This window comes from Arthrobacter sp. R3-55 (genome assembly GCF_054161505.1).
The window spans coordinates 3,706,781-3,718,572 of record NZ_CP096423.1; the positions used below are offsets into that span (position 1 = coordinate 3,706,781).

An 11,792-nucleotide genomic window follows, 5' to 3' on the forward strand; every position below is an offset into this window, starting at 1 on the left:
TTCGGATGGTCCCGAACGGCGCCGCCGCCGTTTAAAGCTCCTTATCCGCCCTGCCGCCTCGCGTCGTCGTCGTGCTCGTCAATTAACGGGCGGGCCAGCAGCGACTCCACCCGGAAATGCTTCAGCCCGCGGGCCCGGCGATCAAAGCGGAGGCGCAGCTGCTTCGCCCGGATGATCCATACCAATCCCACGACGGCGGTGCTGACGCCGGCCAGCGCAGCGACGCCGACGGACCATCGCGGCCCGCCAACGTTGGCCACCCATCCCACCAGCGGCGCTCCGATGGGAGTACCGCCCATGAAGATGGCCATGTACAAGGACATGACGCGCCCCCTCATGACAGCCTCGGTGGTGGATTGGACATAGCCGTTGGCGCTGGTGATCAGGGTCAGTGCGAACAGGCCGCAAGGAATCAGGGCCAGGCCAAAGAGCACGGCGTTGGGAGCCAGTGCTGCCAAGGCGCTGGCGACACCGAAACCACCTGCCGCCGCGAAGATCAACCTCAAGCGGGGCCGTCCGCGTCGGGCAGCCAGGAGGGCGCCGGTCACGGATCCTATGGCCATGACGGAGTTCAGGAGTCCGAATGCTCCGGCGTCCATGCCGAACTGAGTACCCACCATGGCTGCGATGAAGAGGGGGAAGTTCAGCCCGAAGGTACCCACGATGAAGATGGCCACCAGGACAACTTGGATATCGGGTCTGTTGCGGACGTAGCGGAGGCCCTCCCGGATCCGCCCTTTGCCCGCGGCGGCGCGGGGCTGGATCCGGAGCGAGGACACCGGGATGAGCTTCAGTGCCCAGAGCATGGCTACGAAGGACACCGTGTTGATGAGGAACACCCAGCCCGGGCCCACCACCACCGTCAGCACACCCGAGACCGCCGGGCCGATCATTCGTGCGACGTTGAAGGAGGCGCTGTTGAGGGCCACTGCATTGGGCAGGTATTCGTCGCTGACCAGCTCGGAGACAAAGGTTTGACGGACGGGAGCGTCGAGGGCGGTCACGATGCCCAGCAGCAAGGCGAAGATATAGACGTGCCAGAGTTCAGCCACTCCGAGCAACACCAGGATGCCCAGGCCCGTGCTGAGAAGTGCCATGGCTACGAGGGTGATGAGGAGCAGTTTCCGCCGACTGTACCGGTCAGCCAGCAGCCCGGCCCACGGGGCAAGGAACAATTGGGGACCCAGCTGGAGGGCCAAAGTGATCCCCATGGCCCCGGCGTCGTGTGCGGTCAGGTGGTCAAAAACCAGCCAGTCCTGTGCGGTACGTTGCATCCACGTACCGATGTTGGAGATCAGGGCACCGAAGAACCAGATGCGGTAATTGAGGATTCCCAGTGACCTAAAGGTGGACATCAGCGTCCGCCTTCACTGTGGTCACCCCGGGTTTCCGCAACGCCTATTCAGCCCCGGGTTCGTGGTAGTCGTCGTCGGAGTCCTCGGGCTCTTCAGCCTCTTCGAATTCTTCAGCCTCTTCGGGTTCTTCAACTTCCTCAACGGGCTCAGTGGCCTCGTCTTCGTCAGCCTGGACCGACTCTTCCGTGACATCCTCCACGGTTTCTTCCACCAACGGCGTCTCGTCCTCCGGACGGACCCGCTTGGCCCACGGCACCCATTCAGGGGCCAGGATGGAGTCCTCTGAGGGCAAGAGGCCAAGTTCGCTCACGGTGACGATCTTGGACCGCGAGTTACGGGTCACCACGGCGTACCACTGCCACCCGCCGTAGCCGGCAAGTCGTGATTCAAACAGGTGGGTCACCACCCGGTCACCCTCGGACTTGGCACCCAGGTGCGAGCCCACCTCGCCGGGGTTGGCAATACCTTCCACGGCTTCACGGGCAACCTCGACGGCGGCAGCCAGGAAGGCGTCCGGCTTGCCGGTGCGCCACACGGGCAGACCGGCGCGCGGCTTGTCCGCAACCGGCTTCCGCGCGGGGGCTCCCCCGGTGCCAGGAGCCTGGGCAGCGTCAGGGCCGCCCACAGGGCTTGCCTGGGCGTTCCTTCCGGCCTTTGTATCCTGTGCGGATTCCGATGTCATGGCCGGTCCTAGGCTTCCAGCTCGTCGGCAACCTTGCGCAGCGCCAGGCTGATGGCCTTGGCCTTGTTACCGTCCGGGTACTTGCCGGAGGACAACGAGCCGGACAGGTTGTCCAGAACCGTGACAAGGTCCTGCACCATGGGGGCGAGGTCCTTGGCATTCATCCGCTTGGCCTTGGCGATGGAAGGCGTCTTTTCCAAGACGCGCAAACCCAGGGCCTGAGCTCCACGGCGGCCGTCGGCCACGCCGAACTCCACACGGGTTCCGGCTTTGAGCTCCGTTACGCCCGCAGGCAGGGACGTCTTGGGCAGGAAGACTTCCTGACCGTCCTCAGCCGCGAGGAATCCGAAGCCTTTTTCCTTGTCATACCACTTGACCTTGCCGGTAGGCACGTAATCAACCTTCTTCGTTTCTTGCTGTGGGAGACACGTCGGGCCAAACACCGCATCCGCAGGGTTCTGCGGGATCGAGGGTGGCAGCCCGGTCCGTGTTGGTCTGTTCCTTCAAGGTTATCCTGCCCGGCCCGCTATTCCCGCTTTGCCGCGATCACGGAGGACAGGATCAGGACCAATACCACCCGTTACGGCGCTGCTGCTAGCGTTGAGGACATGACTTCCCCGGGTTACCGCCGCCCCCTCATGATCATTGCCGCCGTCATCGCGGTGGCCTCCCTGGCCGCCGTTGGCGCTGTCATGGCGATCGCCTACAACGGCAGCACGGCCCCGGTATGGATTACGTCAACGGCCCTTTATGGCCTGCCGGCAGCCTTCATGCTTGCGGTGGTCCTGGTGCTGGACGCCGTCCGTCAGCGCCGCCGGCAATAATCGCCCCACCTGCAAGCAACTGACCTGCTGACAGGCAGCAACGCCCCGGGGGCGGTAACGTTGGATTGATGTCCCTCATACGCGCGCTCAGCAAGGAACTGGAAGCGCGCAGCGACGATTCGCTGCGGGCCTTGTTTGCTGCGCGACCGGACCTGATCTCCCCCATGGCCCCCGACTTTGCGGCCCTGGCTGCCAGGGCGAGCGCCCGCGTCAGCGTGCAGCGGGCTTTGGAACGCCTGAACAAGCCCGAGATGCAGGTGCTGGAGGCGCTCCATCTCTGCACCAATGCCGACACCGGCCATAGTATCTCCGCGGCGGGCCTGAAGAAGGTCATTGCCGGCTCCACTCTGTCCGCGCTGGATCCCATTCTTGCCAAGCTGCAGGAGTTGGCCCTCGTCCATCGCGCGGATCCGCCGGCCGGTTCCCCGGCCACGTCCTCGCGCCAGCGCTTCTACCTTCCCGTGGGCAGCCTCAAGGACGTTATTGGCATCTACCCCGCGGGCCTGGGCCGGAGCTATACGGAATTGGTGCGGCTGCAACCTGCCTTTGCCCAGCGCGCAGTGCAACTGGTGGCCGAGCTCCACCAGAGCGGCGCCGGCATTCACCCCGCCAGCACACCCATGGATGCCGCTCTTGCGCTCCAGCGCTGGACCTCCACGCCGGAGAACCTCCGCTCCATCCTGGCTACTGCGCCGGAACGGACCATCGGCCTCCTAGACAAGTTCGGCAGCTGGGCCATGGGTGCAGTACCCCAGGCGCAGCGGCGGGCCTCCGTCACCCACGAAAGTCACGACGTTGGGCCTATCGACTGGCTGTTGGCGCGCGGCTTGCTGGTCCCACTGGATGCCGGCCACGTGGAACTTCCCCACAGCGTGGGGCTTGCGCTCCGCGGCGGCGCCATCGTGGACGACTTCACGCTCTCGCCCCCGGTGCCGGAACTTGGCCACACCAGCGCTGCCCTGCGACGCAACGCCGCCATGGGTGCCATCGCCGAGATCCTGCGCCTGACCGGTGAATTGCTGTTCTCCGTCCGGGAGCAACCCCTGGCTACCCTGCGCAGCGGTGGTGTGGGCGTTCGCGAGCTGCGGCGACTTGCCGAGTCCATCCGCATGGGGGTCCATGAGACCGCCGTGCTGCTGGAGTTGTGTGCCATGGCCGGGCTGCTCCGCTTGGACGTGGACAGCTCCACTTGGGTGCAGCCGCCGTCCCTGGAGTGGCTCAACCTGCCCCGGCAGGAACAGTGGCTTTGGTTGGTCAACGCCTGGCTGGCCAGCGAGCGCGCCCCTTCCTTGGTGGGCCAGCCGCTCACCGGCCCGGCATCCTCGGCATCCCATCAAGGCGCCGCCGGTACCACCATCAACGCGTTGTCCGCCGAAGCGCAGCGGCCCGATGCCCCCGTGGTCCGACGCCGGGTCCTTGAGATCCTGAATGAACTCACCGTCGAGGCTGCAGCACCGGATGGCAAAGCACCCGTCCTGGATGCCCGGGCTGTCATGCAGCGGGCTGAATGGTCGCAACCTCGGATGTCCCGGCGTTTCAGTTCACTGGTTCGCGGCATCCTTGAGGAAGCCACGCTCCTTGGCCTGATGGGATCCGGCGCCCTCACCCAGCTGGGCGCCGCCATGGCAGACGGCCAACCCGAACAGGCCATGACCATCCTGGGTGAGCATTTGCCCGCCGCAGTGAACCACATCCTCCTCCAGGCCGACCTCACCGCGGTGGCCCCGGGCTACTTGGCGCCGGAGCTTAGCGAGACCCTGCTCTTGATGGCCGACGCCGAGGGCCAGGGTCCGGCGTCCATCTACCGTTTCTCCGCTGCCACCATCCGCAGGGCGCTCGACGCCGGACAGGACGCGGAATCGCTGTTGGCGTTCCTGCGTGAGCACTCGGCCACGGAGGTGCCCCAACCTTTGGCGTACCTCGTCCAGGACACAGCGTCCCGCCATGGCCGCCTACGGATCGGCACCAGTGCCAGCTTCATCCAAAGCGATGACGAAACCGCCATCACCGATTTGTTGAACGAGGCCCGTACATCGGTTTTGAGCTTGGTGCGTATCGCTCCGACTGTCCTGACCTCTTCGGCCAGCCCCCGCGAAACCGCGCGTGTGCTGCGCGAGCTGGGACTATCGCCTGCCGTGCAGGAGGCCGAACCCGCCGTCGTGCGTTTCAAACGGACAACAGCGGTGCCGGGCAGTGCCCGCCCTGTCTACACCGCTCCGCGAACGGCTCCGCCGGACGACGACGTTGACGCTCAGTTGTCGGTCCTGCGGCAGCACCGCGGGGTGCGGTCCGAAGCAGCCGGCGAAGCATCCACCCAGCTGGGCCTGGAGACCCTCCAAACGGCCATCCGGCTCAAACAGGCCGTCACCATGAACGTGGTGGACAGTTTGGGGAATGCCAACACCGAAACCGTTGTTCCTGTATCCGTCTCCGGTGGACGCGTCAGGGTGTTCGACCCCGCGAAAGACACCGAACGGGTGCTGTCCATCCACCGGATCATTGATGTGGAACCAGCAGGAGACCTGCGTTCATGAAGAGGAATCAATAGTGACCGACGGTCCGCTGATCGTACAAAGTGATAAGACCATCCTGCTGGAAGTCGACCACGAACTCGCCACCGAGGCACGGCACGCCATTGCGGCCTTTGCGGAGTTGGAACGCGCCCCTGAGCACATGCACAGCTACCGGTTGACGCCATTGGGACTGTGGAACGCGCGGGCAGCTGGCCTGGACGCGGAGCAGGTGCTGGACACCCTGCTGAAGTACTCCCGCTTCCCAGTGCCGCACGCCCTGCTGATCGACATTGAAGAGACCATGTCCCGCTATGGCCGGCTGCGCCTGGAGAAGGACACCCAGCACGGGCTGGTGATGCGGACTGATGACTACCCCGTATTGGAGGAAGTCATCCGTGCCAAAAAGATCGCTCCCCTGCTGGGGCCGCGCATCGACGGCGAAACTGTGGTGGTCCATTCCTCCCAACGTGGACAGTTGAAGCAGCTGCTGCTCAAGCTGGGGTGGCCCGCGGAGGACCTGGCCGGTTATGTGGACGGGCAACCCCACCTCATCATGCTGGACGAAAGCGGCTGGGAACTGCGTCCTTACCAGAAGCTGGCAACGGAGAACTTCTGGGCCGGCGGCAGCGGCGTGGTGGTGCTTCCCTGTGGTGCAGGCAAAACCCTGGTGGGGGCGGCCGCGATGGCGACCTCGTCCACCACCACCCTGATCCTGGTCACCAACACTGTCTCGGCGCGGCAGTGGAAGGATGAGCTCCTCAAGCGCACATCCCTGACAGAAGACGAGATCGGCGAGTACTCCGGCGCGGTCAAGGAAGTCCGGCCAGTCACGATTGCCACCTACCAAGTCCTGACCACCAAGCGTGGCGGGCTTTACCCGCACCTTGAACTGGTGGACGGGCACGATTGGGGACTCATTATCTATGACGAGGTCCATCTGCTGCCTGCTCCCATCTTCCGCATGACCGCCGACCTCCAAGCCAGGCGCCGGCTCGGTCTCACGGCAACGCTGGTGCGGGAAGACGGCCGGGAAGGGGAGGTCTTCAGCCTGATCGGTCCCAAGCGGTACGACGCCCCGTGGAAAGACATCGAGGCCCAGGGCTACATAGCGCCCGCCGACTGCGTGGAACTCCGGGTGGACCTCCCGCGGGACGAGCGGGTGGCTTACGCCATGGCTGACGACGCCGACAAGTACCGCCTCTGCGCCACCTCGGAAACCAAGACCAAGCTGGTGGAAGACCTTGTAGCAGTCCACAAGGGCGAACAGTTGCTGGTCATTGGCCAGTACATTGACCAACTGGATGAGATCGCAGAACGCCTGGATGCTCCCCTGATCAAGGGCGAAACCAGTGTCAAGGCCCGGCAAAAACTCTTCGATGCTTTCCGCAAAGGCGAGATCCAGACCTTGGTGGTGTCCAAGGTGGCCAACTTCTCGATCGACCTTCCGGAAGCGTCGGTCGCCATCCAGGTCTCGGGTTCTTTTGGCTCACGCCAGGAGGAAGCCCAGCGTTTGGGCCGGCTCCTGCGCCCCAAGCAGGATGGCCGGGCGGCCCGCTTCTACTCCTTGGTGGCCCGAGACACCCTGGACCAGGACTTCGCCGCCAAACGGCAGCGGTTCCTCGCCGAACAGGGCTACGCCTACCGGATCATGGATGCCAAGGATGTGGGCAAGGACGCCGGGCGGCCGGAATAGTGCAGGTTAGGTCCTAGGCAACCATTCGGCTGCTCTGCTGGACGGTGACGTGGTCCACCACGGCCCAGCCGTGCTCATCACGGAGCTGGGCACTGGCGAAGCGCTCCGCGGCTGCGAGGTCATGGAAGTCCTCACGCCGCACCCGGCCCGTCTCAGTGTCGAGGTAGGTCACGTGGAACTCAATGTCCGCGGTGTCCTGGTGCTGGTGGATGCTGACTGGAGCTGCTGTGTTTGCCATGGTTTAAGTGTGGAACGGGGCACTGACATTATTGGAAGCATCCATGGGCGTGTTCGGATTTAGCCCCGTTTGAGGGATGGTCCCGCTCACGGGATGGTGAGGTAGCGCGCTGACACCTCCCGGACCGTATCGCTGAGAACATCCAAAACCCTGGACGCCGTCTTCCATCGCTGCCAATAGAGCGGGACATCGAAGGGCTTCTCCGGGGCAAGCTCCAAGAGGCGCCCCTCGGCAATGTCCGGCCGGCACTGGATCTCCGGAATCAATCCCCAGCCCAAGCCAAGCCGGATCGCGTCACCAAAGTCGTGCGAGGCCGGAACATAATGGCGAGGCCCGCGCCGTTCTGTCACAGGCTGACCGTTCGCGCCCGGCCACGACTGCACAAAGGCCCACTGATAGGTGTCCTTGCGGTCGAAGTCCACGGTGGGAGCGGCGTTGAGGGCTTCCCCGTCCAGTCCCTTGGGGAACTCCGGGAACCACAGCTTCACGTAGTCCGGTGCCGCCACAGCGCGATACCGCATGATGCCGAGGCTCTCCACCCGGCAGCCCTGGACAGGCTCGGGGGTGGCTGTCACCGCAGCCATGACCGTACCCGAGCGCAGTAAGGACGTGGAGTGCTGTTCATCATCCCTGTGCAGATCGAACGTGACGTTCAGATCACCGGGAATGCGCACCAGGGCCTGCAGGAACCACACAGCCAGGGAGTCCGCGTTGACCACGATCGGCACGGCGAGATGTGCACCGTCAGTACCCAGCCCAAGTTCCCTTCCGGCATCAGCTTCCAGTTGGGCGACTTGGCGGGCCAGGCGAAGGACCACTTCCCCGGCTTCTGTGGCCTTGGCCGGATTACTCCGCTGCATCAAGACCCGGCCGGCCGTCTGTTCAAGGGCCTTCAAGCGCTGGGACACCGCCGAGGGCGTGATGTGCAGAACCCGCGCCGCAGAGTCCAACGTGCCTTCGGACAGCACGGTGGCAAAGGTCAGCAGTTGCTCGGATGGAAAGTGCGACATAAGTAGATCTTAGGCTGCATCAGAATCATTAGCTGGTCTAAACATTCAGGTCACCGTAATTTCGGAAGGGTGAACTACACCGACTTCCTCCAATCCGCGGGTCTGGGGCTTGCTACAGGCCTGGCCTTGATCGTTGCCATCGGCGCACAGAACGCCTTCGTGCTGCGACAAGGAATCCGAGGCGAACACCTCGTGCCCATTGTTGCTGTTTGCGCCCTGTCCGACGCCGTGCTGATCGCTGCCGGGGTACTAGGCACCGGCGCGCTGATCACGGCAGCCCCTGCCGCCGTCGTCGTCCTCCGCTACGTAGGCGCCGCCTTCCTTGTGACGTATGGCCTGCTGGCCGCCAGGCGCGCACTGCGTCCACAATCGCTGACGACGCAAGAGCCAAGCCACGACGGCGGCGCGAAACGCGGCCTCGCGGCGGCCATCACCACCGTCCTGGCCCTGACATGGCTCAACCCCCATGTGTACCTGGACATCGCCTTGATCGGTTCCATAGCCAACGCCCAAGGCACTCCCCTGCAATGGTGGTTCGGCGCCGGGGCCATGCTTGGCAGCATCTTATGGTTCTGCTCCCTTGGATTTGGCGCACGCTTCCTTCGAGGCTTCTTTGCCCGGCCTTTGTCATGGCGGTTCCTGGACGGTGGCATCGCCGTGACCATGGTGGCGTTAGGGGCGGGCCTGGTACTGGGGGCTTGACCGATGCATGTGGCACGTGAACGGCACGCAGATGGCTCACATGCAGCGTCCAGATAACTCCCAGATTCTGGGAGCATTATGGGTGTCATGAAAAAGAACGGCCCCGAAGCCAAGCTCCTTGTCGTCGATGACGAACCCAACATCCGCGAGCTGCTCTCCACGTCCCTGCGTTTTGCAGGTTTCGAGGTCGTCGCCGCATCCAATGGCCGCGAAGCACTCGCTGCAGCGGATCTGCATGCTCCGGACCTCGCCGTCCTGGACGTCATGCTCCCGGACATGGATGGTTTCACCGTGACGCGCCGCCTCCGCGCAGCCGGCAAGCACTTCCCCGTCCTGTTCCTCACTGCGAAGGACGACACCGAGGACAAAGTCACCGGCCTGACCGTGGGCGGGGACGACTACGTCACCAAGCCGTTCAGCCTGGACGAGGTGGTGGCCCGCATCCGCGCTGTTCTCCGACGCACCCAACCCCTGGAGGACGACGACGCCGTGATCCGCGTCGACGACCTCGAACTCGACGACGACGCCCATGAGGTCCGCCGCGGCGGAACTGTCATCGAGCTGTCCCCCACCGAGTTCAAGCTCCTGCGCTACCTCATGCTCAACCCCAACCGAGTACTGTCCAAGGCACAGATCCTGGACCACGTTTGGGAATATGACTTCAACGGTGACGCCTCGATCGTGGAGTCCTACATTTCCTACCTGCGCCGCAAAGTGGACATCGATCCCGATGCCGCCGCCCTGATCCAGACCAAGCGCGGCGTGGGCTACGTGCTGCGGACGGCAGAGAAGCGCTGACCTTGCTGCAACGCTGGAAAGCGGCGTCTCTGAGGTCGCAGCTCGTCGCCATCATCATGGGCCTGCTGCTGTTGGCCCTGGCCGCCACGGGTGCGGGAACGCTCACGCTGGTCAAGAGCTACCTGCAAGGCCAGGTGGATGACAAACTCAAGGCTGCGGTCGCGCTGGCGCAACAGCAGGGCGGATTCAACAATCTGTCCAGTCCGAACCCCACGGCGCCCAACGACTCCGCTGTGCCCACGGACTACTCGCTCACGCTGTACGTCGACGGCTTTGATCCTTACCAATTGGGCGGCAGCCAGACTGATCGTCCCGCGATTTCCAATATCACCCTGGCTGAGGCGAAACAGCGTGGCAATACCCCCTTCCAGGTCAGGGGCACAGGCGGGACCGACTGGCGTGTAGTTGCCGTGGGGGTGGCAACCAATGATGGACAAAACGGCGTGGTCATCATCGGACTGCCGCTGACGCCCGTGGACAAAGTCATGGAACATGCCGCCCTGGTGGTAGTCGGCGTTGGCCTCTTGACCCTGGTACTTGCCTTCTTCATCGCCACCTGGACAGTGGCCCGATCCTTCAGGCCACTGGCCAAGGTGGAAAAAACGGCCGCTGCCATCGCCGCCGGTGATCTCTCCCGCCGCGTGGAAATCGACAACCCGCACACCGAAGTCGGCAGACTCGGCGGCTCCTTGAATGCCATGCTCGCGCACATCGAGGCCTCCTTTGCGGCCCGCGCTGCTTCCGAGGGGCGCATGCGCCGCTTCGCCGCCGACGCCTCCCACGAGCTTCGCACGCCCTTGGTAACCATCCGCGGTTTCTCGGAGCTCTACCGCCACGGTGCGCTGACCAGCGAGGAAGACGTCGCAATGGCCATGGGCAGGATCGAGAGCGAAGCCAAGCGCATGGGCTCCATGGTGGAGGACCTGTTGATGCTGGCCCGCCTGGACGAGCAGCGTCCCCTTCAACTCAAGCCCGTGGACCTCCAACTCCTTGCCCACGATGCCGTAGTTGATACCAAGGCATCAACGGCAGACCGGAACATCACCCTCACAGGACTCGACGGAGACTCCCCCGCTGCAGCTCCCGTCCAAGGTGACGAGGCCAAACTACGCCAGGTCATTGGCAACCTGGTGGGCAACGCACTGCGGTACACCCCCGAGGGAAGCCCCATGGAACTCGCTGTCGGTGTTCGGGACACTCCCGCGGGTCGGGTTTCCGTGATCGAGATCCGCGATCACGGGCCGGGCATTCCGGAGTCAGAGACCAACAAGATCTTCGAGCGCTTCTACCGCGCGGATACCTCCAGGACCCGGGAGACCGGCGGGAGCGGACTGGGACTGGCCATTGTTGCTGCCATTGTGGGTTCGCACGGCGGTACAGTCCGGGTCACGGAGACCGACGGCGGCGGTGCCACCATGATTGTCAGCCTGCCATTCCGTGAAGAACCGGCCGAGCTGGTATCCAGCTAGCGGCATTGCCTACCCAGCGAGGTTCTGCGGGTAGCGGGGCTGTCCACTTAGCGGCGTTGTCCACTTAGCCGGGTTGTCCACATAGCTGTGTTGTCCACATAGCGGCGAAGCTGTGTTTCGGGGCCGGGGGGCGGTGCCTAGGCTCAATGATGTGGCCCACGCATCCCACCGCAACCTGCGGAACAGCTTCGTCGAAAGGCACCATCCATGAGCGTCATCACCGTCGATACCGAACTGCTTCAACTCAAGTCAGCCAACGTCAAAGGAACCGTGGATCGGATCAGTTCCGATGTCCAGGCCATGCGACGGGGCTTGGAAGAACTTGAGGCAACATGGCGCGGATCCGCCGCCACCAATTTCCAATCCTTGATCCTCGAATGGTCACTGACCCAGAGCAAGGTGGAGGCCTCGCTCGCCTCCATCAACCTGGCATTGTCCTCGGCGGCAGCCAGTTACTCCGAGGTGGAGCAGGGCAACACCCAGCGCTTCGCCTACTGAGTACCCGTCC

The 11,792-nt window shown here is 64.1% G+C and carries 12 protein-coding genes; 7 read left to right on the top strand and 5 right to left on the bottom strand.

The window, feature by feature from the left end:
* Nucleotides 1-41 precede the first annotated feature (41 nt).
* Genes M1D51_RS16925 through M1D51_RS16935 form a run of 3 tightly spaced genes read right to left on the bottom strand, consistent with a single transcriptional unit; the run spans nucleotide 42 to nucleotide 2,429 of the window.
* Nucleotides 42-1,355, bottom strand: coding sequence for an MFS transporter (locus M1D51_RS16925; protein ID WP_458107321.1), 1,314 nt, complete (start codon nucleotides 1,353-1,355; stop codon nucleotides 42-44).
* Nucleotides 1,356-1,398: 43 nt separating this feature from the next.
* Nucleotides 1,399-2,037, bottom strand: a complete 639-nt coding sequence (locus M1D51_RS16930; protein ID WP_458107322.1) for a DUF3027 domain-containing protein — start codon at nucleotides 2,035-2,037, stop codon at nucleotides 1,399-1,401.
* Nucleotides 2,038-2,045: 8 nt separating this feature from the next.
* Nucleotides 2,046-2,429 carry a cold-shock protein gene (locus M1D51_RS16935; protein WP_026543217.1) on the bottom strand — a complete coding sequence of 128 codons (384 nt, stop codon included), beginning with the start codon at nucleotides 2,427-2,429 and terminating at the stop codon, nucleotides 2,046-2,048.
* Nucleotides 2,430-2,645: 216 nt separating this feature from the next.
* Here M1D51_RS16935 and M1D51_RS16940 point away from each other — a divergent pair, with 216 nt between their 5' ends.
* The 3 genes from M1D51_RS16940 to M1D51_RS16950 all read left to right on the top strand — a co-directional run bounded on the left by M1D51_RS16940 (nucleotide 2,646) and on the right by M1D51_RS16950 (nucleotide 7,067).
* Nucleotides 2,646-2,861 carry a hypothetical protein gene (locus tag M1D51_RS16940; protein ID WP_172323011.1) on the top strand — a complete coding sequence of 72 codons (216 nt, stop codon included), beginning with the start codon at nucleotides 2,646-2,648 and terminating at the stop codon, nucleotides 2,859-2,861.
* A 68-nt stretch (nucleotides 2,862-2,929) separates the two neighbouring features.
* Nucleotides 2,930-5,395: a helicase-associated domain-containing protein gene (locus tag M1D51_RS16945; RefSeq protein WP_458107323.1), complete on the top strand. Its 2,466-nt coding sequence runs from the start codon at nucleotides 2,930-2,932 to the stop codon at nucleotides 5,393-5,395.
* Nucleotides 5,396-5,408: 13 nt separating this feature from the next.
* On the top strand, nucleotides 5,409-7,067 hold the full coding sequence (locus M1D51_RS16950) for a DNA repair helicase XPB (RefSeq protein ID WP_458107324.1): 1,659 nt from the start codon (nucleotides 5,409-5,411) through the stop codon (nucleotides 7,065-7,067).
* Between the two features lie 13 nt (nucleotides 7,068-7,080).
* Here the strand turns inward: M1D51_RS16950 and M1D51_RS16955 are convergent, their stop codons facing one another.
* Both M1D51_RS16955 and M1D51_RS16960 read right to left on the bottom strand, forming a co-directional pair.
* Entirely contained in the window at nucleotides 7,081-7,305 is a 225-nt protein-coding gene (locus M1D51_RS16955) for a hypothetical protein (RefSeq protein WP_458107325.1), read from the bottom strand.
* Nucleotides 7,306-7,391: 86 nt separating this feature from the next.
* Nucleotides 7,392-8,315: a LysR family transcriptional regulator ArgP gene (locus M1D51_RS16960; protein WP_458107326.1), complete on the bottom strand. Its 924-nt coding sequence runs from the start codon at nucleotides 8,313-8,315 to the stop codon at nucleotides 7,392-7,394.
* Nucleotides 8,316-8,384: 69 nt separating this feature from the next.
* On the opposite strand from M1D51_RS16960, the gene M1D51_RS16965 reads away from it, so the two are divergent.
* The 4 genes from M1D51_RS16965 to M1D51_RS16980 all read left to right on the top strand — a co-directional run bounded on the left by M1D51_RS16965 (nucleotide 8,385) and on the right by M1D51_RS16980 (nucleotide 11,782).
* Nucleotides 8,385-9,017 (top strand): LysE/ArgO family amino acid transporter, encoded by a 633-nt coding sequence (locus M1D51_RS16965; RefSeq protein WP_458107327.1) that lies wholly within the window; start codon nucleotides 8,385-8,387, stop codon nucleotides 9,015-9,017.
* Nucleotides 9,018-9,104: 87 nt separating this feature from the next.
* Nucleotides 9,105-9,815 (top strand): response regulator transcription factor, encoded by a 711-nt coding sequence (locus tag M1D51_RS16970; protein WP_026543233.1) that lies wholly within the window; start codon nucleotides 9,105-9,107, stop codon nucleotides 9,813-9,815.
* Nucleotides 9,816-9,817: 2 nt separating this feature from the next.
* Nucleotides 9,818-11,284: an ATP-binding protein gene (locus M1D51_RS16975; RefSeq protein ID WP_458107328.1), complete on the top strand. Its 1,467-nt coding sequence runs from the start codon at nucleotides 9,818-9,820 to the stop codon at nucleotides 11,282-11,284.
* Between the two features lie 207 nt (nucleotides 11,285-11,491).
* Nucleotides 11,492-11,782, top strand: coding sequence for a WXG100 family type VII secretion target (locus M1D51_RS16980; protein WP_458107329.1), 291 nt, complete (start codon nucleotides 11,492-11,494; stop codon nucleotides 11,780-11,782).
* The last annotated feature ends 10 nt before the right edge of the window (nucleotides 11,783-11,792 follow it).